The sequence below is a fragment of the Goodfellowiella coeruleoviolacea genome (assembly GCF_024171785.1).
Classification (GTDB): domain Bacteria; phylum Actinomycetota; class Actinomycetes; order Mycobacteriales; family Pseudonocardiaceae; genus Goodfellowiella; species Goodfellowiella coeruleoviolacea.
Window position 1 is genome coordinate 31564 of record NZ_JAMTCK010000019.1, and the last position, 22369, is coordinate 53932.

At 71.9% G+C, this 22369-nt stretch carries 17 protein-coding genes, 1 pseudogene and 1 riboswitch; of the genes and pseudogenes, 3 read left to right on the forward strand and 15 right to left on the reverse strand.

Going from position 1 to position 22369, the window contains the following annotated elements; genetic code table 11:
- Positions 1–204: 204 nt before the first annotated feature.
- Positions 205–2733: a chondroitinase-B domain-containing protein gene (locus tag LX83_RS32485; protein WP_253778390.1), complete on the reverse strand. Its 2529-nt coding sequence runs from the start codon at positions 2731–2733 to the stop codon at positions 205–207.
- Positions 2734–2976: 243 nt separating this feature from the next.
- On the opposite strand from LX83_RS32485, the gene LX83_RS32490 reads away from it, so the two are divergent.
- The 3 genes from LX83_RS32490 (at position 2977) to LX83_RS32500 (ending at position 6910) form a co-directional block, all read left to right on the forward strand.
- Positions 2977–4749 carry a serine/threonine-protein kinase gene (locus LX83_RS32490; RefSeq protein WP_253778392.1) on the forward strand — a complete coding sequence of 591 codons (1773 nt, stop codon included), beginning with the start codon at positions 2977–2979 and terminating at the stop codon, positions 4747–4749.
- 108 nt (positions 4750–4857) lie between these two features.
- Entirely contained in the window at positions 4858–5613 is a 756-nt protein-coding gene (locus LX83_RS32495) for an FHA domain-containing protein (RefSeq protein WP_253778394.1), read from the forward strand.
- Positions 5614–5851: 238 nt separating this feature from the next.
- Complete coding sequence (locus tag LX83_RS32500) at positions 5852–6910, forward strand: AsnC family protein (protein WP_253778396.1); 1059 nt, start codon at positions 5852–5854, stop codon at positions 6908–6910.
- A gap of 22 nt (positions 6911–6932) precedes the next feature.
- Here LX83_RS32500 and LX83_RS32505 read toward each other — a convergent pair whose 3' ends face one another.
- The 14 genes and pseudogenes from LX83_RS32505 to ftsZ all read right to left on the reverse strand — a co-directional run bounded on the left by LX83_RS32505 (position 6933) and on the right by ftsZ (position 22051).
- Positions 6933–7334: a type II toxin-antitoxin system VapC family toxin gene (locus LX83_RS32505; RefSeq protein WP_253778398.1), complete on the reverse strand. Its 402-nt coding sequence runs from the start codon at positions 7332–7334 to the stop codon at positions 6933–6935.
- Positions 7331–7567 (reverse strand): BrnA antitoxin family protein, encoded by a 237-nt coding sequence (locus LX83_RS32510; protein WP_253778400.1) that lies wholly within the window; start codon positions 7565–7567, stop codon positions 7331–7333. The genes LX83_RS32505 and LX83_RS32510 overlap by 4 nt, the downstream gene beginning before the upstream one ends.
- Positions 7568–7643: 76 nt before the next feature.
- Positions 7644–8573 (reverse strand): RluA family pseudouridine synthase, encoded by a 930-nt coding sequence (locus LX83_RS32515; protein ID WP_253778402.1) that lies wholly within the window; start codon positions 8571–8573, stop codon positions 7644–7646.
- A 43-nt stretch (positions 8574–8616) separates the two neighbouring features.
- Positions 8617–9279, reverse strand: a complete 663-nt coding sequence (gene lspA / locus LX83_RS32520; protein ID WP_253778412.1) for a signal peptidase II — start codon at positions 9277–9279, stop codon at positions 8617–8619.
- 64 nt (positions 9280–9343) lie between these two features.
- A complete protein-coding gene (locus LX83_RS32525; RefSeq protein ID WP_253778414.1) occupies positions 9344–10705 on the reverse strand; it encodes an aminotransferase class V-fold PLP-dependent enzyme in 1362 nt (453 codons plus the stop codon).
- Positions 10706–10739: 34 nt separating this feature from the next.
- A riboswitch (SAM riboswitch) is annotated at positions 10740–10853 on the reverse strand.
- A gap of 105 nt (positions 10854–10958) precedes the next feature.
- Positions 10959–12437, reverse strand: a complete 1479-nt coding sequence (locus tag LX83_RS32530) for a potassium/proton antiporter (RefSeq protein ID WP_253778416.1) — start codon at positions 12435–12437, stop codon at positions 10959–10961.
- Positions 12438–12739: 302 nt separating this feature from the next.
- On the reverse strand, positions 12740–15913 hold the full coding sequence (gene ileS, locus LX83_RS32535; RefSeq protein ID WP_253778418.1) for an isoleucine--tRNA ligase: 3174 nt from the start codon (positions 15911–15913) through the stop codon (positions 12740–12742).
- Between the two features lie 325 nt (positions 15914–16238).
- Positions 16239–16967 carry a hypothetical protein gene (locus LX83_RS32540; protein WP_253778420.1) on the reverse strand — a complete coding sequence of 243 codons (729 nt, stop codon included), beginning with the start codon at positions 16965–16967 and terminating at the stop codon, positions 16239–16241.
- 14 nt (positions 16968–16981) lie between these two features.
- Positions 16982–17806: a DivIVA-like cell division protein Wag31 gene (wag31, locus tag LX83_RS32545; protein WP_253778421.1), complete on the reverse strand. Its 825-nt coding sequence runs from the start codon at positions 17804–17806 to the stop codon at positions 16982–16984.
- A gap of 45 nt (positions 17807–17851) precedes the next feature.
- Positions 17852–18136, reverse strand: coding sequence for a YggT family protein (locus LX83_RS32550; protein ID WP_253778423.1), 285 nt, complete (start codon positions 18134–18136; stop codon positions 17852–17854).
- Between the two features lie 19 nt (positions 18137–18155).
- Complete coding sequence (locus LX83_RS32555; protein WP_253778425.1) at positions 18156–18791, reverse strand: cell division protein SepF; 636 nt, start codon at positions 18789–18791, stop codon at positions 18156–18158.
- A 70-nt stretch (positions 18792–18861) separates the two neighbouring features.
- Positions 18862–19635, reverse strand: a complete 774-nt coding sequence (locus LX83_RS32560; protein ID WP_253778427.1) for a YggS family pyridoxal phosphate-dependent enzyme — start codon at positions 19633–19635, stop codon at positions 18862–18864.
- 125 nt (positions 19636–19760) lie between these two features.
- Positions 19761–20459, reverse strand: a pseudogene (gene pgeF / locus LX83_RS32565) (peptidoglycan editing factor PgeF); the annotation flags it as partial.
- Between the two features lie 248 nt (positions 20460–20707).
- A complete protein-coding gene (ftsZ, locus tag LX83_RS32570) occupies positions 20708–22051 on the reverse strand; it encodes a cell division protein FtsZ (RefSeq protein WP_253778429.1) in 1344 nt (447 codons plus the stop codon).
- Between the last annotated feature and the right edge of the window lie 318 nt (positions 22052–22369).

Here is a 22369-nt window from a genome sequence, read left to right on the forward strand (position 1 = left end):
CGGCGTTCCCGTTGTCCGGCTTGTTCCGGCGCCGCCTCGACCAGCAGGTCGCGGTCGGGCGGGGTGACGACCGCGGCGGCCGCGCACAGCTGGCCGGTTCGTCCGCCGCCGGTCCGCCAAGCCGCAGTGAGGAACAGGGCCCGACACACGCCCGGGCGGTCAGGCGTCCCCGGGCCCCGTTCCGCTGCTCGGGTCGCCGCGTCGCTACGCGGCTGCCGGGCCGACGTCGGTCGCGCTCAGCGGACCCCGGGTGACCGCGGCCGAGGACAGCTCGTCCGCGCCGACGTCGGTGCCGCCGGCACGCGCCTGGCCGTCCATGTCGTCGGTCAGGAACGGGTGACCGCCGGTGCCGGCGTCGATCGCCGGGCTCCGCGGGCCGATCCGGTACACCGATCCCTCGCGGACCAGCAGCGGGTCCACGGTCCGGATCGCGCCGGTGGGCTTGCTGACGCCAACGGTCGCCGAGCCGGTCGGCCACGCGATGTTTCCAGCGTAGCCGAGGTTCACCGGTGCCTTGATCTCGTTGAACAGCTTGCCGCTCCCGCCGGTGACCACGTTGTCGGCGAGGACCGAGTCGACCGGCGCGAGCTTGTAGTTGGCCCCGATCTCGATGTTGGACACGTTGTTCACGAAGGTGTTGTTCACCACCGTCGCCCGGTAGACGCGCCAGTGCGCGCTGAGCGCGCCCGAGGTGTCCACGTCACCGCCGTCCAGTTGCAGTGCGGCGTCGTAGCCGGTGCCGGTCAGGCCCTCGAAGTAGTTGTTGTAGATCCTGTGGTCCTGGCCGTAGACCCGGATTCCCCCGGTGCCCGCCTTGCCGCCACCGAGGAAGAAGTTGCCGTGGAACGTGCCCCGGTTGCCGTGCCGGTGCGACAACGTGCCCTGTGAGGTGCGGAACGTGTTGTAGCGGACGGTGTTGTCGTTGCTCTTCACCGAGATGATCTCCGGGTCGCCGTCGCAGTTCTCGAACAGGTTGGACTCGATGACGGTGAACCCGCTGGACCGGGAGATCTCACTCCAGCCGACCCTGATGGCCTCCATCTCGTTCTCCGCGCGCGGACCGATGTCGCGGAAGTGGTTGTGGTCGATGAGGTCGTGCTGGGACTGCTGGGTGTCCGATCCGTCGATCGTGATGAAGTTCCCCAGCTGGTGCTTCTCCTCGAACAGGTTGTGGTCGATCCGGTTGTGGTGGCTGTTCGCCCCGCCGATGAGCACCCACTTCAGCGAGGAGTCCTCGGTGAGCCGGAAGTGGTTGCGGGTCAACCGGACGTTGTTCGAACTGGTGATCTTCACCGTGTCGCTGTTCGTCCACTTCAGACCTTCGAAGGTGACGTGCGAGGAGTTCGCCACCTCCAGCTGCCCGTCGGTGACCACGGCCCTGCCCCGGTTGGCCGCGACCACGGTGATGGGTTGGCTGGCGGTCCCGTTCTTGCCGGTCATCGTGCCGATCGTGTACTCGCCGTCGGCGAGCACGATCCGGTCCCCGGCCTGCGCGGCGCTGAACGCGCTCCGCAACTGGCTGGAGGTGGCGACGTTGACGACACGGCCAGGCCCAGGAGCGGGCCCCTGGTCACCGTCGTCGTGCGTCACGGTGAGGTCGTAGATCCGCACCTCGCCGTAGTTGCCCGCACTGCAGGGCGAGGAGTTCGAGCAGTTGGCCTGGGTGTAGACACCCGCCTTGAAATACCCACCCGAGAAGCTCTTCGAGATCGTGGTCTGCAACACCCCGTTGTAGTACGCCCGGATCTGCCCACCACTGACCTCGAACTTCGCCTGAAACCGCGTCCCCAACACGTAGTCATCGGTCACCAACCTGTACCGCGACGTGTCCCCGTTGGTCACGTAGAGCTTGCTGCCCTCCAACCGGAACACCGACACGTCATCACTGGCATCGTGGATCTGACCAGCCACCACCACCGACTGACCCGCCGGCAACGCCGTGATCGCCTGATCGATCACCATCGTGTGCACACCCGACGTCGACGACCAACTCGCCTTGCTGGCCCCCGAATCCGTCATCTCCCGCAACTCCGACCGCGGATACTTCGACCCACTGGTCGTCACCCCGTTCACCGCCGCCCGGAACTGCACCGCGGCACAATCCCCGGTCGCCCGAAACCACGGATCAACCGAAAACCGCGCCAACTCCGGCTGCTCCACATTGGTCGGACTCTCCTCCTCCCCGATCGGCAACCCCACATACCAGTTCGTCAGATCCACCACATCGCTGGGGTAGGTGCAGGTGCCGCCGTCCGCATCCCGGCCGTTGATCCTGGCCTCGGTGATGCTCGTCCAGTCGTTGGAGGTGTTGCCATAGCCCACGATCCGCACGTACCGCCCAGCGCGATCGGCGAAGTCGTAGTCCTGCAACCCCAAACTGCTCCCACTACTGGTCCGCCGCGACACCACCGTCACCCACGACGACCCGTCCTCGGACACCTGCACATCGAACGTGTCCCGCCGCGTGTCCCCCTTGTGCCACGCCACCGACACCGACCCCACCACCTGGGACGACCCCAGGTCATACCGAATCCACACCCCCTCCCCCTCCGCCGACCACCGAGTCCCGAAATCCCCATCCACGGTGTTGGCCGGGACGTTCCCGTCGTCCCCACTCGCCACCACACCCACCACCGGCAACGCAGCACCCACCGCCGACGCCACCGGGTGGTACGCACCTGAGACCGCGAACGCGAGCGCGGTCACCACAACGGCGCGATGAGACCGCCTCATCGAACCTCCTCCTCTGGTAGGGAGTGCCGGACCAATTCGGTGTGCCGACGCGGAACGGGGTCAGGCGGTCGCGGAACAACCCGGCAGAGCGCTCGTGACCAGGCGGCTCACCGGGAATGCCCGGCGGCGGACGTGGTCCCGATCCGCCACCACCCTCGGGTTCGGCTCCAGCACGCCGGCAGAATGGCAGGGGTCCGTTGGGACCGGTCCCAATACGCCACAGCGACGACTAGACTACGCAGAGTGCGCACGGGGGACGTGGTTGACGGGCGGTACCAGCTCGAAGACGCCCGAGGCTCGGGGTCCGGCGGTGTCGTCTGGACGGCGTTCGACAGGAAGCTGAAACGGACCGTGGCGCTCAAGCGCCCGCACGCGGTGGCCAGTCAGGCCGATCGGCTCCAGTTCCGCCGGGAGGCCCAGACCGCGGCGCAGGTGCACCACCCGAACGCGATCTCGGTCTTCGACGCGGTGGACGGCGACGAGTGCTGGCTCGTGATGGAGTACTCGCCGGCGGACAGCCTGGACAGGATTCTCGCCACCACCGGCCCGCTGCCACCGGAACGCGTGGCGCGGATCGGCATGCAGATCGCGGCGGCCCTGGACGCCATCCACGCCAAGAACATCGTGCACCGGGACGTGAAGCCGGGCAACATCCTGGTCAACGAGCACGACTTCGCGAAGCTGACCGACTTCGGCATCTCCATCTGGCGCGAGGTGACGCAGACCAGCGACGGGCAGTTCAGCGGCACCCCCGCCTACGCCGCGCCCGAGGTGGCCGCCGGGCGGCCGGCGACCGAGGCGTCCGACGTGTTCTCGCTCGGCGCGACGCTGTTCGCCGCGGTGGAGGGCGCCTCGCCGTTCGGCGCGGCCGAGCCGGAACAGGTGCTCGACCGGGCGCGCCGGGGTGAACTCCTCCCGACGCACCGGGCCGGCCCGCTGGCTCCGCTGCTGGCGGAGATGCTGGCGGCCCGGCCGAGCCGGCGGCCAACCGCCGCCCAGGTGCGGCAGCGGCTCGGGGAGATCGTCGGCGAGTGGGAGGCGCCCACCCCGGTGGTCCACTCCCGCGGCAGACGCACTCCGCTCTGGCGTCGTCCGCTGTACCAGGCGGTCGCGGTGGTGGTGCTGGCCGCCGCGGTGGGCGGCGTGGTCCTCATCTCGCTGGACCCGCCACCCGAACCCGGTGGGGCGGCCGCGCCCGGTTCCGCGCTCGTCGTGGACGAGCGCATGGCCAACCCCTGCGGGCTGCTCGACCGCAAGGCGTTGGAGCGGTTCGGCCCGGCGGAGGTGCACACCAGCTACGGCAACTTCAACCGCTGCGACGTGCTGGTCAACGTGGGCGCCCGCGAGCCGGTGGACGTCGAGGTGCAGCTGGTCACGCGCAAGTCGCACCCGGTTCGGGGCGAGCCGTTCGAGGTGGTGGAGGAGCCGTCGAACAGCGACGAGTGCGACCGCACCATGCCGGCGGACGACAAGTACGGCGTCCGGGTGAGCGCGAAGCTGCCCGCTCCTCCGGTGGACCTGTGCGCCATAGCGGACGTGGCACTGGACACCGTGGAGAGCACGCTGCGCCGGGGCCCCGTCCCGCGGCGCGCCGCGCCGTTCCCCGCCGAGTCACTGGCCAATGTGGACGCCTGCCAGCTGCTGGACGACAGCGCGCTGACCGTGCTGCCCGGCGTTGACAGCGGTTCCGCGGTGAACGCCTTCGGCAACTGGGCGTGCAAGTGGTACAGCCTGGTCAGCCGGACCGAGATCAACCTCCGCTACGACCAGCACGCGGCGCAGGAACCGATCAAGGGCGAGTCAACCCGACTGGGTGACCACGACGCGTTCGTCCGGCTGGACACCGACCTGAGCACCAGCTGCACCGTCAGCGTGCTGCACGAACCGGCGAACCTACCGCGGCGGACCACGGTCGAGCTGGTGGTGCTGACCGTGAAGGGCGACCGGCCCGGCACCGAGTACTGCGCCGCCGCGACCAGCCTGGCCGAGGCCGCCGCCGCCAAGCTGCCGCGCTGACCACCCGGCGACGGTGCCCGCGCCAGCGCCGGGGCAGCACCGGGAGGGGTCCCGGCGGGCTCCGGTGACACTGACCGCCATCAGCGAGTGGGAGTCGAGGAGGGTGCCATGACACGCGAAACCCTGGCCCGGGGCGTGCCCCACACCGCCCCTGGTGCGGTTGTCGCGCTCTCGCTCTCCGGGAAGCTCACCGTCGAGCCGGTGGAGGGGCGGACGATCCGGTTCGGCCGCAACCGCCCCGAGGTCGACGTCTGCGTGGGCGAGACCGACCTGCGGGTCAGCCGCACGCACGGTGTGCTGACCCACCGCGGCGGCCGCTGGTGGGTCAGCAACACCGGGCGGTTGCCCATCCGCCTGCCCAGGGCGCGGTGGCTGTTCCGGGACGAGGACCCCGTCCCGCTGCCGGAGGGCTACACCCCGCTGTTCATCCGAGGTTCCCGGGACCGGGAACACCTGCTGGAGATGTACGTGGTGGGCTGGGACGGCGGACGACCCGCGATCCAGCACGGCGCGCCGACCCAGCCGCCGAAGGCGTGGCGGCTGACCCCCGACGAACACCTGGTGCTGGTGGTGCTCGGGCAGCGCTACCTGCTGCACGAGGCGAACCCGCAGCCGCTGTCCCGCCAGCAGGCCGCGGAGATCCTGGCCGAGTTGCAGCCGGGCGCGAACTGGAGCGCCAAGCGGGTCGAGCACACGGTGGCCGCCGTGCGGGCACGGCTGTCCGCGCGCGGGGTGCACGGGCTGCGCCGGGAGGAGGTCGGTGAGCCGGTGGGCAACGCGCTCAACGACAACCTGCTGCGCGAACTGGTGCTGTCCGCCACCCTGGTTCCGCCCGACCTCACCCTGCTGGACGCCCTGTGCTGAGCGGGAGTCCCGACCTGGTTCGCGTCCGGGCGGCGGAGTAACGCGCGGCGGCCCAGGTCATGCCGGCGATCGACCGGCCGGCGTGACCTGGCGTGACCGGCGTCACCAGCGCGGTCGCGGTGGTGCTCACCCCCACGGCCGGGCCTGATGACCGGGCACCAGCGCGGTGATCTGGCCGGACCGGGTAGCGTGACCTGCTGTGGTCGCCCCCGATCCCACTGATGCCCGCCTGCTCGCCATGATCGCGGAAACAGGCCGCGCCGCCGTGCACGAGATCGCCGCGCGGCTGGGCCTGGACCCCCGCGAGGCGGCGGTGCGGCTGATCACGCTCTCCGCGAGTGGCCTGCCCCTGCTGGTGGGCGTGGAGTGCGACCCCAACGGCATCCGCACCGCGCTGGCCAACGCGGCGGCGTGGGGCAGCTACGGCGGCCCCAACCAGCCCGGGGCCGTGCCCATGCCGCCGATGAGCCCGCCCAGTGGCGCGCTGCCCGCGCAGGGCGGCCCGTCCGGCCCCCATCCGACGCACGGCACGCCCAGCGGCGCCTACACCGTGCACGGCACGCCCAGCGGCGCCTACCGGCAGCAGCCCGGCAGCCCGTCCGGCCCGTACAACGTGCACGGCACCCCGTCCGGCACCTACCCGGGCGCCCCCAACCAGGGCAGTCCGTCCGGCCCGTACGCCCCGCCAGCGGCCCCCCAGCCGGCACCGCAGTACCCGCCGGCGCAGCAGCACGTGGGCCCGGCCAGCACGCCGTTCCCGGCCGCCGACCCGATGGCCACCTGGGGACCGCCGCAGACCTCGGCGTGGGCCCGCGGCGACCAGCACGGCCGCCCGGCGGGCCCGCCGGCCGCGGCCGGTCCGCGCCCGGCCGGCCCGCGCACCGCGACGGTGGGCACCGCGCTGGAGACCGAGGGCCTGGAGGGCGAGCGGCTGTCCATCCTGCTGGTCGAGGTGGTGGACCCGGCCGACTTCCTGTTCACCGCCGCCGGCTACCGCCTGCAGGAGGGTGAGCGCGCGGTCGTGGTGCACACCGAGCTGACCAACCGGGGCAGCGTGCCGTTCTCGTCCCTGCCCGACCTGTACCTGGTGCTGCTCACCCCGGACGGGCGCACGGTGTCCAAGGCGCCGGTGTCGCTGTCCTCCCGGCCGCCGCACCGCATCGGCGTGCAGCCCGGCGAGACCGCTGGCGGCCACACCGTCTACGTGCTGCCCGAGGACCTCCAGATCAGCGCGGTCCGCTGGAGCCCCCGCCCGGACGCCGACCAGCACTCGCTGACCTGGACCATCGTCAACTGACCGACGGGTACCCCAGAGTGCCTCACCGAATGAGGTAGATCTGACAGGGTAGCGACGGCGCCTTGCTCAGTTTCACGTCTCCGGTCATCAGTGGGACATCCACGACAGTGGCCACAGCGACGTCCAGCCCATCGTGGCAACTGACCGTTCGCCGCAACTGCCATGCGAGGTCGGCCAGACGTCCGCCGTGTGGATAGCGTTCATCCACGATCTGTCGCAGTGCGGTGAGCCCGGTGGCCGCGACCTCTGCGGAAATCTGGCCCATGCGCTCCTTCCGGCGCAACACCTGGCCCACCTCGGCGTCGACGAGGTGGGGAGCGTGACAAACCGTGCTTGCCAACCGTTGCCTCAGGTCGTCCGTGTCCGGCTTGATGAGCACCGACGCCAGCGCTGACGCGTCAACGACGACTTCAGCGTCACTCACCACGCGACTCCCGGATGTCCGCGGCGATGTCCGTGATGGCCAAGGTCGGGGGAAGGGTACTTGGCAAGCGTGCTCTCGATGGCGGCCATGACTTCCGCCTTGTTTCGCCGCCGCGCCATCGCGATCACTTCGTCGCGCATGTAGGACTGGATCGACTTCCCGGCAGCCCGCGCCCGTTTGCGGATGATCTCGTAATCGTCTTCCGGGATGTCTCGAATCTGAATTGAGGCCATAGCGCCAGAGTGGCGCCGCAGCGCTATGGCACTCCAGTGCCGCCACCCGATGTGGTGATCTTCCCGCTCGGGCCGGTCAGCTCTCGGCGCGCAGCTTCTCCAGGGCGGCGGCCAGATCGGCCGGGTAGGCGCTGCTGAACTCCACCCACTGGCCGTCGGCCGGGTGGTGGAAGCCCAGGGTGTGCGCGTGCAGCCACTGCCGGGCCACACCCAGCCGCCGGGCCAGCTCCGGGTCGGCGCCGTAGGTCAGGTCGCCGACGCACGGGTGGCGCAGGGCGGCGAAGTGCACCCGGATCTGGTGGGTGCGCCCGGTCTCCAGCTTCACCTCGACCAGGGACGCGGCCCGGAACGCCTCGGTCACCTCGTAGTGGGTGACGCTGGGCTTGCCGCCGGCCACCACCGCGAACTTGTAGTCGTGCTTGGGGTGGCGGTCGATGGGCGCGTCGATGGTGCCCCTGGTCGGGTCGGGGTGGCCCTGCACCAGCGCGTGGTAGATCTTGTCCACGGTGCGTTCCTTGAACGCGCGCTTGAGCACCGAGTAGGCGTGCTCGCTCTTGGCGACCACCATCACCCCGGTGGTGCCCACGTCCAGCCGGTGCACCACGCCCTGCCGCTCGGCCGCGCCCGAGGTGGCCACGCGCACGCCCGCGGCGGCCAGCCCGCCCACCACGGTCGGCCCGGTCCAGCCCGGGCTGGGGTGCACGGCCACGCCGACCGGCTTGTCCACCACCACCACGTCGTCGTCCTCGTGCAGCACGGCCAGCCCCTCGACGGGCACGGCCTGCACCTGCACCGGCCGCTCCGGCTCGGGCAGGGTGACCTCCAGCACGCTGCCGGCGACCAGGCGGTCGGACTTGCCCACCGGCTGGCCGTCGACGAGCACGTCACCGGTCTCGGCCAGGGTCGCCACCACCGTGCGGGACAGGCCGAGCAGCTTGGCCAGGCCGGCGTCCACGCGCAGGCCGTCCAGCCCGTCCGGCACCGGCAGCGTTCGGTACCCGCTCATCGGGTGCGCATCCCCCTCGTGATCACCGGGGTCGGCGTGCGCCTCACGCCGTTGCCCCGCCCTCGCTCGCGTCGCCTGTCCTGCGGTCCCTGGCCGAGGTGCCGTCGTAGTCCCGCTGCAGCAGGGCCATCAGCACGATCAGCAGACAACCCACGGTCAGCCCGGAGTCCGCGACGTTGAACACCGGGAAGGTGTGGCCGTAGGGGCTGAACACGGAGATGAAGTCCACCACGTGGCCCTGCAGCGGGGCCGGCGCCCGGAACAGCCGGTCACTCAGGTTACCCATGGCGCCGCCCAGGATCAGACCCAGGCCCAGGGCCCAGCCGACCGAGCGCAGCCGGGGCGCCATCCAGATGATGAAGCCCACCACGGCCAGGCCGACCACCGCGAGCACCAGGGTCATGCCCGAGGCCAGGCCCCAGGCCGCCCCCGGGTTGCGCAGCACCGACAGGTAGACCAGGCCGCCCAGCAGCTTCGGCGGGGCCGCGCCGGCCTGCTGGTCGACCTCCAGGGTGGCGGCGACCAGGACCTTGGTGATCACGTCGAGCGCGAGCACGAGCAGCGCGGCCAGCGCCAGCAGCCAGACCCGGCGCGGCGGCAGCGGCCGGCTTCCCGGCGTGCTGGCCGACTCGACCGTGGCGCCGGCCGGCGGGTCGGGGTGGTCGGCCTGCTCGGCGTCGTGTTCGGCGCTGCGTTCGGTGCTCACCCGGCCATTGTCCCAACCAGCCGGCTCGCGGTCACCGTGCCCCCGGCTGACCAGCCCCAACCACTCAGCGGCCGAGCAGCGACGCGGGCAGCGGCCGGTCGTCGGCCACCGGCGCCCACCGGCCGTCGCGCAGCTGGTACTCGCCGGCCGGGCCGGTGCTGACCAGCGCGCGCAGCGCGGCCACCAGCCGGTCCACGTGCTCGGCGGTGGTGCCCAGGCCCAGGCTGGCCCGCAGCGCCCGCTTCTCCCCGGCGCCGGCCCTGCGCAGCAGCCGGGTGGTGGCCACGTGCGCGCAGAACGCGCCGTCGCGCACGCCGATGCCGTGCTCGGCGGACAGCGCGGCGGCCAGCAGCCCGGCGTCGTGGCCGGCCACGGTGAAGCTGACCACGCCGACCCGGTCGTGGTCGGGGCCGAACAGGCTCAGCTCGGTCAGCCCGGGCACGGTGGCCAGGCCGGCGCGCAGCCGGGCGGTCAGCGCCCGCTCGTGGTGCACCACCCCGGCCCAGTTGCGGCCCAGCTCGTCGACGGCGACGGCCAGCGCGTGCGCGCCGACCACGTTGGGCGAGCCGGCCTCGTGCCGCTCGGGCACCCTGGCCCAGGCCACGCCCAGCCGGTCGCCGAGGTCGGTGACCTGGCTGGTGGCGCCGCCGCCGGCCAGGTAGGGGTTGGCCGCCTGCAGCCAGTCGGCCCGGCCGACGAGGGCGCCGGCCCCGAACGGCGCGTACAGCTTGTGGCCGGACAGGGCCACGTAGTCCACGTCCAGCTCGCGCATGTCGATCGGCCGGTGCGGGGCCAGCTGGGCGGCGTCCAGCGCCACCCGGGCGCCGTGCCGGCGGGCCACCTCGGCCACCCGGGCCACCGGCCACACCTCGCCGGTGACGTTGGACGCGCCGGTGACCACGACCAGCCGGGGACCGACCGGGCAGGCCCGCAGCGCCCGGTCCAGCTCGGCGAGCGCGGCGTCCACCGCGGCCGGGGTGGCGATCCGGTGCACGTTCGGGCCGCGCCACGGCAGCAGCGCGGCGTGGTGCTCGGTGTCGAACAGCACCACGGACGTGCCCGAGGGCACCGCCCTGGCCAGCAGGTTCAGCGAGTCGGTGGTGTTGCGGGTGACCACGACGGCATCGCCGCGCCGGGCGCCGACAAAGGCGCGCAGCGCCTGCCTGGCCTGCTCGTACACGGCGGTGCACACCTGGGAGGCGTAGCCGGCGCCGCGGTGCACGCTGGCGTAGAACGGCAGCAGCTGGTCCACGGCCTGCCGCACCGCGGCCAGACACGGCGCGCTGGCCGCGTGGTCCAGGTTGGCGTACTCCCGGCTGCCGCCGCCGAGCACGGGCACGGTCAGGTCGGCCCCGACCACCGCGGGGATCGCGACCTCGGGTGCGGCCGCCCGCTCGACACGGGCCTGGGTGGGAACGAGCGACATGGACTGGTCTCCTCGGGTCCGGGGGACCCCGAGGGGCCCGCGCTTGCCCGTCGCGGTCGCGACGGACCAGGTCCTCACCCGGGGCACCCCACCGCGGTAGGAGGGTTGCCGGCCAGCGAGCCGGGGCTTGGCGCTGGCGCTCATGACCTTGCCGGTGACGCTAGCCGACCGGTCGACGCACCCGCCACCACCGCTCACATCCTGGGACGATCACGATCACGATCACGATCACGGCGGGGCGGGCGGGTGCCGCTCAGGCGCCGGACTCACCACGCCAGCGGGCGTAGCGGCCGGCCCGGTCGATCGCGCGGATGCGTTTCTCCGCGGCCTCCCGCGCCTGTTCGGTGGCGACCACGAGCAGCTGGTCGCCCTCTTCCAGCCGGGTGGTGGGCTGCGGGGTGAACCCCTGGTCGCCCCGCACCACCAGGCTCACGGTCGCGCCCGCGGGCAGGCGCAGCTCGGACAGGTACACGCCGTGCAGCCGGGAACCGCGGGGAACGCGGATCTGCAGCAGCTCGGCCCGCAGCTGGTCCAGCGGGGCCGCGTCCACCTGGACCTCGCGGGCCTGTGCCCGCTCGACCAGGCCGAGCCAGCGCGCCACGATCGGCAGGGTGCCGCCCTGGACCAGGGTGAGCAGCACCACCAGCACGAACACCGCGTCCACCAGTTCCTGGGCGCCGGGCAGGCCCTGGGTGAGCGGGATGAGCGCGAGCACGATGGGCACCGCCCCGCGCAGCCCGGACCAGGACAGGAACACCTGTTCCCGCCAGGGCATGCGCAGCGGGGTGGTGGACAGCAGCACCGACAGCGGCCGGGCCAGCACCAGCAGCACCAGGCCGGCCACCAGCGCGGGCGCCACCGTGTGCAGCAGCCGACTCGGCGTGGCGAACAGCCCGAGCAGCACGAACAGGCCGATCTGGGCCAGCCAGCCCAGCCCCTCGGCAAAGGACAGGGTGTCCGCGCGGTGCGGCAGCCGGGCGTTGCCCAGCACCAGGCCGGCCGTGTAGGTGGCGAGCAGGCCGGAGGCGTGCGCCAGGTCGGCCACGCCGTAGGCGAGCACGCACACCGCGACCGTGGCCAGCGGGTACAGGCCGGTGGCCGGCAGCGCGGCGTGCCGCAGCCCCACCGCGGCCAGCCAGCCGAGGGCCACGCCGATGAGCGCGCCGGCGAGCAGTTCGTAGCCGACCACCAGGGGCGCGGTCCAGCTGAGCGACTCGCCGGAGGCCAGCAGCACCACGGCGATGAACACCGGCGCGTCGTTGAGCCCCGACTCCAGTTCCAGCGCGCCGATCAGGCGGCGGCTCACGCCGACCCCGCGCAGCACGCTGAACACGGCGGCGGCGTCGGTGGAGGACAGCACCGCGCCCCACAGCAGGGCCAGCCGCCAGTCCAGGCCGAGCAGCACGTGCAGGGCCGCCCCGGTGACCACGATGCTGACGCCCACGGCCACTGTGGACAGCAGCAGGCCGAAGCCGAGCGCGGGCCGGACCTCCTGCCAGCGGGTGGTCAGCCCGCCCTCGGTGAGGATCAGCACGAGCGCGGCGATGCCGAGCGACTGGGTGAGCGCGGCGTTGTCGAAGCGGATGCCGAAGCCGCCCTCGCCGAGCAGCAGACCGATGGCGAGGTAGAGCAACAGCGAGGGCAATCCCAGCCGGGTGGAGAACCGCACCGCGAGAACCGACACCAGCAGCACCGCGGCTCCGACCCCGAGCACCACCCCGAGTTCGCCCACACCACCTCCAGTTGTCCCGTGCGCCCCATTCTTCCCGGCCACCACCCGACTGGGCCACTGAGGACGATCGGGAGTGCTCCCGCGACCGCCGGCGGCCCGGTCCGACCGAGTCCCGGAACAGACCACAGTGGACCGTTCCGCCCGCCTCGGCCGGCGGCGGCCCACGGTGTCCACAAAGGACGGACAACGACGACGGGCGGCGCCGCCGGTCCGGCAGCACCGCCCGCCCGCCGCTCCCCGGTCAGGAAGCGGCACCTGCTCCAGCGCCCAGCGCCCAGGGCTCAGGGCTCAGGGCTCAGCACTCAGCGCACGGCGTTCTCCTGCCGCGCCACGGCAACCGCCACCTTGGCGCCGTCGCCGACCGTGCCGGCGAACCCGGGCGCGCCGTCGCCCACGGCGACCGACGCGTAGCCGACCTCGTCGGCCAGGGTCTCGCCGGCGATGAACGTCTCGTGCGGACGCACCGCCTCGGCGACCTCCGCCGGCAGGTCCAGGGTCAGCGTGATCCGGTCGGACACGTCCAGGTCGGCGGCCCGCCGCGCCTGCTGCACCACCCGGACCAGGTCCCGGGCCAGGCCCTCGGCGGCCAGGTCCGGCGTCACCTCGGTGTCCAGCACGACCAGGCCGGTGTTGCCGGGCAGCGCCGCGGTGGCCGCCGGGTCGGTGGCCACCAGCCGCCGCTCGTACTCCTCGGGGAACAGCTCCACGCCGGCGGCGAGCACGGTGTTGTTGTCACCGGGTGTCCACTCCCCCGCCTTCACCGCCTTGATCACCTTCTGCACGGCCGGGCCGAGCCGGGGGCCGGCCGCCCGCGCGTTGACCGCGAGCTGGAAGTGGCCGTGCGCGGCCACGTCCGTGGTGAGCACGACCTCCTTGACGTTCACCTCGTCACCGATGATCTCGGTGAACGGCGCCAGCGAGTCGACCTCGTCGGCGGCGATGACCAGCTTCGCCAGCGGCAGGCGCACCCGCAGCTTGTTGGCCTTGCGCAGGGCCAGCGCGGTCGAGGCGACCTGCCGGACCCGGTCCATGGCGGTCACCAGGGCGGTGTCCGCCGGCAGCTGGTCGGCGTCGGGCCAGTCGGTCAGGTGCACCGAGCGGCCCCCGGTCAGGCCCCGCCACACCTGCTCGGTGGTCAGCGGCAGCAGCGGCGCGGCCACCCGACACACCACCTCCAGCACCGTGTGCAGGGTGTCCACGGCGTCCGCGTCGCCCGCCCAGAACCGGTCCCGGGAGCGGCGCACGTACCAGTTGGTCAGCGCCTCCAGGAAGTCCCGGACCAGACCGCACGCGCCGGACAGGTCGTAGCGCTCCAGCGCGTCGGTGACCGCCACCACCAGGTCGTGCGTCTTGGCCAGGGCGTAGCGGTCGAGCACGTGCGTGGAGTCGGTGCGCCACACCCCCTCGCGGCCGCCGGCGTTGGCGTAGAGGGCCAGGAAGTACCAGGAGTTCCACAGCGGCAGCACGGCCTGGCGCACCGCGTCCCGGATGCCCCGCTCGGTCACCACCAGGTCGCCGCCGCGCAGGATCGGGCTGGACATCAGGAACCAGCGCATGGCGTCCGAGCCGTCCCTGGCGAACACCTCGTTGACGTCCGGGTAGTTGCGCCGCGACTTGGACATCTTCTGCCCGTCGTCGCCGAGCACGATGCCGTGCGCCACGCAGTTGAGGAAGGCCGGCCGGTCGAACAGGGCGGTGGCCAACACGTGCAGGGTGTAGAACCAGCCGCGGGTCTGGCCGTTGTACTCGACGATGAAGTCGCCCGGGTAGTGGTTCTCGAACCAGGTGGCGTTCTCGAACGGGTAGTGCACCTGGGCGAAGGGCATCGAGCCGGAGTCGAACCAGCAGTCCAGCACCTCGGGGGTGCGCCGCATCATCGACTTGCCGGTCGGGTCGTCCGGGTTGGGCCGGACCAGCTCGTCCACGTGCGGCCGGTGCAGGTCGGTCGGGCGCACGCCGAAGTCGCGCTCCAGCTCGTCCAGCGACCCGTACACGTCCACCCTCGGGTAGTTCGGGTCGTCGGAGACCCACACCGGGATCGGCGAGCCCCAGTAGCGGTTGCGGGAGATCGCCCAGTCCCGCGCGCCCTCCAGCCACTTGCCGAACTGCCCGTCCCTGACGTGCTCGGGCACCCAGTTGATCTGCTGGTTCAGCTCGACCATGCGGTCGCGGAACTTGGACACGGCCACGAACCAGGACGACACCGCGCGCTGGATCAGCGGGCTGTCGCAGCGCCAGCAGTGCGGGTAGGCGTGGTCGTAGGTCTCGTGCCGCAGCAGCCGGCCCCGCTCCTTGAGATCGCGGATGATCTCCTTGTTGGCGTCGAAGATGTGCTGGCCGGCGTAGGTCGGCACCTCCGGGCCGTACTCGCCCCGGGAGTTGACCGGGGTGACCACCTCGATGCCGGCCGCGTCGGTGACGGCCTTGTCCTCCTCACCGTAGGCCGGCGCGATGTGCACGATGCCGGTGCCGTCCTCGGTGGTCACGTAGTCGGCGGCGAGGATCTGGTGGGCGTTGGGCCGGCCGACGAAGAAGTCGAACGGCGGGGTGTAGCGCCGGCCGAGCAGCTCGGAGCCCTTGTAGCGGGCCACCACGCGCTCGGCCACGTCCTCGCCCAGTTCCCTGGCGTAGGCGGCCAGCCTGGCCTCGGCCAGCACGAACCGCTCGCCGGGGCGGGTGCTGGGCTCGACCGTGACGTAGTCGACCTCGGGGTGCACGGCCATGGCCAGGTTGGCCGGCAGCGTCCACGGCGTGGTGGTCCAGATCAGCGCCTGCTCGCCGGTCTCCAGCGGCATGGCCACGGTCACCGCCGGGTCCTGGCGCTCCCGGTAGGCGTCGTCCTGCTTGGTCTCCGAGTTGGACAGCGGCGTCTCACAGCGCCAGCAGTACCAGAGCACCCGGAAGCTCTCGTAGATCAGACCCTTGTCCCACAGGGTCTTGAACGCCCACATGACGCTTTCCATGTAGTTCAGGTCGAGCGTCTTGTAGTCGTTGTCGAAGTCCACCCAGCGCGCCTGCCTGGTGACGTAGTCGCGCCACTGGTCGGTGTAGCGCAGCACCGAGGTGCGGCAGGCCTCGTTGAACTCCGCCACGCCCATGGCGTCGATGTCGGCCTTGCGGGTGATGCCGAGCTGGCGCTCGGCCTCGACCTCGGCGGGCAGGCCGTGGCAGTCCCAGCCGAACCGGCGCTCCACGTGCCTGCCGCGCATGGTGTGGAAGCGCGGCACCACGTCCTTGACGTAGCCGGTCAGCAGGTGGCCGTAGTGGGGCAGGCCGTTGGCGAAGGGCGGGCCGTCGTAGAACACGTACTCGTTGGCACCGTGCTCGCCGGCCGGGTTGCGCGCCACGCTGGCCTGGAAGGTCTGGTCGGACTTCCAGTAGTCGAGCACGTCCCCTTCCAGCGCGGGGAAGGACGGTTGCGCCGGTACCTGGGCCGCCTCGCCCTGCGGACCGCAGTGTGCCTTGGGATACGCCATCGGGGTACTCCTCGCGGGTTCTGCCGTCGTCGTCTCACTCGCACGGCTCCGAACCCAAGTGCTGTGTCCGGTGCCACGCGGGGACGACACACCCGGGCGCCACCGCCGTGAACACACGGCGGGACGCGGGTGTCCCGCGGTACCACCCCGCTTGCCGCCACCCCTGCGGGCAACGGCCTCTCGTTACCGGCTGTGACGGGCCGGTCCCGTCCGGTTCTACTGAGACGCCTCGGGCCTCACCCGATTCGTCCGTTCTTCCGGAGGCTCCCCGGTGATGGCCGGATCAGTGCCTTGTGCGTCCAGAGTAGCCGGTGGGGGCAAATCGTCAGTGTCCGACCGCACGGCGCTGCCTGGCCGCCAGGGTGGCGTCCGGCCGACACCGGGCGCACGGCGTGAACTCCAGCTCGCGGGCCTCGCGCAGCGGCAGCGGCAGGCTGACGCGTCCGTCCAGGTTCGGGCAGCTGGCCAGGTGGTAGCGCGGGTGCTCGTCCACCACACGCACCTCGTCGGTCAGCTCGGCGACCAACAGCAGGTCAGCGGCGTCGGTGTCCTCCTCGGGAGCGTCCTCTCCCCCGGGGGCGTCCCCGGCCGCGTCCACCAGCGCGGCGCCCGCTTCCCGCCCCGACCCGACAGGCCGCGCAGCCGCACCGGGCCCAGCCGGCTCGGCGGGCTCGACAGCCTCGGTCCCCGACCGGCCAGCGGTCTCGTCCCGGCCGGCGGCCTCGTCCTGGTGAGCGGTCCCGTCCTGGTCGGTCTGATCAGCCTGGCCCACCGCCAGTTCGGGCGAACCACCGTCGGGCCGGGCACGCTCCACCCCGGAGACATCCCCGGCCCGACGGCGACTCACCGCGTCAACGACCAGTCCCACCGCGACCACGGCACTGGCCCCGATCGAGGCCCATGCCCACGCGGTCCGTCCGGTGGTCAACGCGAGCACCACGAACGCCGCGGCGGCCAACACGAGCAGCAACGCGATCAGGTGCCGCGGCCAGGCCCGGCCGCTCGCCGTGATCGACGTGCCGCCCCTGGCCGACCGGTCCACCACGCCGGCCATGGTGACGTGCTGGATCAGCCGGCTTCGGCGCGGGCGCCGAACGAGTAACCGCCGGTCTGCTTGCCGGCCCGCCCGTCAGAGGGCTCGGCGGGACCGCGGTCCTCAAGGTCGCGCAGCTGCGACTCCAGCAGGGTGCGCAGCCGCACCCGGTACTCGCGTTCGAAGGTGCGCATCTGGTCGATGCGCTTCTCCAGAGCGTCCTTCTCCTGGGTGATGCTGTTCATCACCTCGGCGTGCTTGCGCTGAGCATCCCTGGTCAGCGCCGTAGCCTTCTCCTGCGCCTGGCGCTCAAGGGTGTCCGCCCTGGTCCTGGCGTCGCTGAGCATGGTGTCCGCGCGCGTCCTGGCCTCGTTGACCATGACGTCGGCCTTGGTCCTGGCCTCGGACAGCAGCTGCTCGGACTTGGTCCTGGCCTCGGCGAGCATGCTGTCGGCCTCGGCCTTGGCCTCGCCGGTCAGGCGGTCGGCCATTTCCTGGGCCAGTCCCAGCACCTTGGCGGCCTGGACGTGGTGGTCGCCACCGCCGCCGGGCGAGGTCTGCTCCATCACGGAGGGTGGCGGAACCGGAGACAGCCGGCGGGGCTCCTCGACCCGGGCGGACGCGACCGGGCTGGCGGCGGCCTTGCTCCTGGCGTCGTGCAGGTCGGCCCGCGTGCTCTGCAGCTGCTGGTCGAGTTGCTCGACCTGCTGCCGCAGATCGTTGTTCTCCTCGATCAAGTGGGCCAGCTCGGACTCAACCAGGTCGAGGAACGCGTCCACCTCATCCTCGTTGTAGCCCCGCTTGCCAATGGGAGGCTTGCTGAACGCCACGTTGTGCACGTCAGCGGGGGTCAACGCCATCAGATCACCTCACGCACTCACGGATGCAGGCACCCGGGTTCCCCGTCACCCGGGATACGCCAGTCGCATCAGTATGAACACGACCAGCAAGAGCACCATAATCGACAAGTCCAGCCCGACGCTGCCGATCCGGACCATCGGAATCACCCGACGAGCCAACCGGACCGGTGGATCGGTCACCGTGTAGATCGTTTCCAACGTGACCGCGACACCACCTGCGGGACGCCACTCCCTCGCAAACGCTCGAACGAGTTCTACCACGACACGCGCGGTGAGGAGTAGCCAGAAGAAGAACAACGCGTAGTACAGGACGAGCCGGACTGGTTCCACCCCACAACTGTGCCATCAGTCAGCCGTGGTTGAGGAACCCGCCCTCGGCAAGCCGGCGCCGGTCCTCGGCGGTCACGTCGATGTTGGGCGGTGAGATCAGGAACACCTTGTTGGTGATCTTGTCCATCGCCCCGCGGAGCGCGAACGCCAGACCAGCGGCGAAGTCGACCAGCCGGCGGGCGTCCGCGTCATCCATTCCGGTGAGGTTCATGATCACCGGAGTGCCGTCGCGGTAGTGCTCGCCGATGGTGCGCGCCTCGTGGTAGCTGCGCGGGTGCAGGTGGATGATCCTGCCGAGTGGGTAGTTGTTCGGTTCCTGCACCGGGCGCAGCCTAGTCACCGCGTCCCGGGCGGGGTCGACCGCGAGTGCGCCGCGCACCGGCGCATCCTCGTTCCAGGCGCGCCGGGCACGGCCCCGCGCCTCCGGGTCGTAGTCCTCGGCGTCCGCGGCGAGGTCCGCCCGGTAGTCGGAACGCCGGCGCCGTCCGGCCCCTCTTTCGGGGTAAGCGGAGTAGTCGGCGCCGTCCGCCGCGTAGTCACCCCGGTACTCTCCGCGGTAGTCGTCGGCGTACCGGCCGTTGTCGTCCTCGTAGCCGTCCAGGTCTTCGGCGGGGACCATCCCGAAGTAGGCTTTCAGCTTCTGCAACGCGCTCATGCCCAGCCCTCTCCTCGCGGCTCCCCCGCCGTCACCGACGTAGTGCCCGTCCATGACGCCCCTCAAACGGCTAGGGCGAGGCTAACCGCCGTCCCCCGAGCAAAGCTGTTCCGACACGCACGCACGTGGACCCGTGGGCGATCGCGTCCGCGAAATCGCCGCTCATCCCGGCCGAGAGTTCGGTCGCCTCGGGATGGTAGTGACGTAGCCGGTCAAATGCCTCCGCCAACTCAGCGAAGGCGTCCGAGGGCCTGGCCTCGCGGGGTGCGACCGCCATCACTCCCCGCAACGTCAACTGCTCCGAATGGCGTACCACCGCGCTGGCCAGCTCGGGCAGCTCCGGCAGCGGGCAGCCGCCCCTGCTCGGGTCGCCATCGATGCTGGCCTGCACGAACACCTCCAGCGGCGCGTGCCGCCGGCCGGCCTCCCTGGCCGCGGCCACCGCCCTGGCCAGTGCCTCGACCAACCGGACGGAGTCCACCGACTGCACCTGGTCGGCCCAGTGCAGCACCGAACGGGCCTTGTTGCGCTGCAGCCGGCCGACCATGTGCCAGCGCACCCGCGCCCCGGGCCGCAGCCGGGCGAGTTCGGCGGCCTTGGGACCGGCCTCCTGGTCGCGGTTCTCCGCGAAGTCGGTCAGCCCCAGGTCGGTGAGCAACGCCACGTCCGTGGCGGGGAAGGTCTTGGTCACCGCGAGCAGCCGGACCTCGGCCGGGTCGCGGCCGACCGCGGCGCAGGCCTCGGCGATGTCCTGGCGCACCCGGGCCAGTGCCCCGGCCAACTCGGCGCGCCGGTCCGCCGTGCGCTGGCCAGCCTCGGCGGCGTGGTCCGACGGGGTGCTCACGCGCTCGCCCCCGACCGGTCCGCCCCACCGCCGCCGGTCCCACCGCCGCCGGGCTGGTCGCTCCCGGGCTGGTCACCGCCGGACTGGTCGCTCCCGGGCTGGTCACCGCCGGGCTCGTCGTCGGGCTCGAACCAGGTCACCGCGGCGAGCCGGCCGGTGTTGCCGTCCCGGCGGAAGCTGAACAGGCTGTGGTCCTCCACCGTGCACCGGGGGTCGACGCCGATCCGGGCGACGCCGGCGGCGGCCAACTGGTTCCACAGACCGGCGCGCAGGTCGAGGCCGGGCCGACCGGCCCGGGTGCGGCTGGCGCTGCCGGGCAGGTGGGCCTCGACGTCGTCGCGCATGGCCGAGGGCACCTCGTAGCACTGGCCGCACACGGACGGGCCGAGCAGGGCCTCGATCCGGTCCACGCGGGCGCCCGCCGCGGTCATCGCCGCCAGCGCGGCCGGCAGCACACCGACGCGGGCTCCCACCCGGCCGGCGTGAACCGCGCCGACCACCCCGGCCACCGGATCGGCCAGCAGCACCGGCACGCAGTCGGCCACCAGCACGACCAGCGCGAGCCCAGGCGTGGCGGTCACCAGCCCGTCAGTCGCCTCGATCGGAGTCTGACTGGGTGTGTCCACCACGGTGACGGTGCGCCCGTGCACCTGTTCCATCCAGACCAGGCGCTCGACATCCAGTCCGACGCCCTCGGCCAGACGCCGCCGGTTGGCCGCCACATCACGCGGGTCGTCGCCCACATGGTCGCCGAGGTTGAACGAGTCATAGGGCGGCTTGGACTGACCACCCGCCCTGGTGGTGACGATCCGACGAACGCGCAACGTGCCCCTTCACCTCACCCCGACGCGGCCGACGGCAGACGGCGTCGCGCCAGGTCACACCAGTCGCGCCCGATCCGACCACACCCCCGCCGATCGAACGCCCCAGGCCAGCCCCCGCCCTCCCTGGGGGGCGACCCCAGGTCCAGCCTATCCGTCAGCCGGCCTGCACAACACGACGTGGGGCCAGCCTGTGGACAAAGTCTGGCCCCTGTGGATAACTCCGGTCCCGAGTACCGCCGAACGGGTGATTATCGGCGCATGAACGGCGGGACATCCACTTCGTCATCGGGGTCGTCAGGCCCGGCGGGCCGGCCGGTCAGGCCGGTGCCGGTCGGGGGTGGGGTCTGCGGCTGACGGTGACTACCGAAGCCGCCGCCGAGCCCGTTGGTCAGACCACCGCCGCCGAGTCCGCCGCTGCCCGGGGGAGGCGTGTGCGGGCCGGGCGGTGGCACGTACCTCGGGATGGTCCCGCCCGCCGGTGGCGCCGTCTGGTCCCCGCTCACGCCGGCGGGCGCAGGCTGGGCTGACTGACCAGTCGACTGCGCGGCGGTCTCGGCCGCACCGCCGCCGGCCGGGCCGGACTCGCCGGACGTGGCCGGCTCGCGCGAGGTCACCGCCTGGGGTTCGAGCTTCTTGTGCGTGGGACCGCCGCCGTCGAAGCCGGCCGCGATCACCGTCACCCGGACCTCGTCGCCCAGCGAGTCGTCGATCACCGTTCCGAAGATGATGTTCGCGTCCGGGTGGGCCGACTCCTGCACCAGCGAGGCCGACTCGTTGATCTCGAACAAACCGAGGTCGGAGCCACCCGCGATGGACAGCAGCACGCCGTGCGCGCCCTCCATGGACGCCTCCAGCAGCGGCGAGTTGATCGCCTTCTGCGCGGCCTGCACGGCTCTGCCCTCCCCGCGCGCCGAGCCGATGCCCATCAGCGCGCTGCCCGCGCCCGACATCACGCTCTTCACGTCGGCGAAGTCCAGGTTGATCAGACCGGGCGTGGTGATCAGGTCGGTGATGCCCTGAACACCGGACAGCAGCACCTCGTCCGCGGACCGGAAGGCGTCCATCAGGCTCACGCCGATGTCGCCGAGCTGGAGCAGCCGGTCGTTGGGGATGACGATGAGCGTGTCGCACTCGTTGCGCAGCTCCTGGATGCCGTCCTCGGCCTGCTTGGCCCGCCGCTTGCCCTCGAAGGAGAACGGCCTGGTGACCACGCCGATGGTCAGCGCGCCGAGCTTGCGGGCGATCGAGGCGACCACCGGGGCGCCACCGGTCCCGGTGCCACCACCCTCACCGGCGGTCACGAAAACCATGTCGGCGCCCTTGAGGACTTCTTCGATCTCCTCGCGGTGGTCCTCGGCGGCCTTGTGGCCGACTTCGGGGTTGGCCCCGGCGCCCAGCCCTCGGGTCAGTTCCCGGCCAATGTCAAGCTTGACGTCGGCGTCGGACATCAACAGCGCCTGGGCATCGGTGTTGACCGCGATGAACTCGACGCCCTTGAGCCCGACCTCGATCATGCGGTTGACGGCGTTGACGCCGCCACCGCCGATGCCGACGACCTTGATCACCGCGAGGTAGTTGTGCGGGGGCGTCATCGGATCCGCCTTCCTGATCGTGGGTCCTGCTCTGTGCTGCGGTGGCTACCGTGCCGGCCAGAGACATCACTGTCCGGTCCAGACATCACTGCCCGGCCCACCCGATGCACGGAACGTGAACCCTAAACCTCAACAAGAGGTTCAGGGTTGTGTCAACCCCGTTTGTCGCTGCTGGACGGTAGGCACCGCGGATGCGCCGGTCCAGCAGCCACGCCGAGTGTTGTCGCACGTCATTCGGCCACGCGACGCCGCACACCGCGACCACCGCAGACCGCGCCCCGCTTCAGCCTAGTGGTCGCGGCCGGTGCTGATCGTCGA

Bases quoted from the DNA above. Each gene is read 5' to 3' on its own strand.
- LX83_RS32515 (WP_253778402.1), bottom strand. From the start codon at position 8,573: ATGAGCGGGTACCGAACGCTGCCGGTGCCGGACGGGCTGGACGGCCTG.
- LX83_RS32485 (WP_253778390.1), bottom strand. From the start codon at position 2,733: ATGAGGCGGTCTCATCGCGCCGTTGTGGTGACCGCGCTCGCGTTCGCG.
- ileS (WP_253778418.1), bottom strand. From the start codon at position 15,913: ATGGCGTATCCCAAGGCACACTGCGGTCCGCAGGGCGAGGCGGCCCAG.
- LX83_RS32510 (WP_253778400.1), bottom strand. From the start codon at position 7,567: ATGGCCTCAATTCAGATTCGAGACATCCCGGAAGACGATTACGAGATC.
- LX83_RS32500 (WP_253778396.1), top strand. From the start codon at position 5,852: ATGATCGCGGAAACAGGCCGCGCCGCCGTGCACGAGATCGCCGCGCGG.
- LX83_RS32495 (WP_253778394.1), top strand. From the start codon at position 4,858: ATGACACGCGAAACCCTGGCCCGGGGCGTGCCCCACACCGCCCCTGGT.
- LX83_RS32540 (WP_253778420.1), bottom strand. From the start codon at position 16,967: ATGGCCGGCGTGGTGGACCGGTCGGCCAGGGGCGGCACGTCGATCACG.
- LX83_RS32525 (WP_253778414.1), bottom strand. From the start codon at position 10,705: ATGTCGCTCGTTCCCACCCAGGCCCGTGTCGAGCGGGCGGCCGCACCC.
- wag31 (WP_253778421.1), bottom strand. From the start codon at position 17,806: ATGGCGTTGACCCCCGCTGACGTGCACAACGTGGCGTTCAGCAAGCCT.
- ftsZ (WP_253778429.1), bottom strand. From the start codon at position 22,051: ATGACGCCCCCGCACAACTACCTCGCGGTGATCAAGGTCGTCGGCATC.
- LX83_RS32555 (WP_253778425.1), bottom strand. From the start codon at position 18,791: ATGAGCGCGTTGCAGAAGCTGAAAGCCTACTTCGGGATGGTCCCCGCC.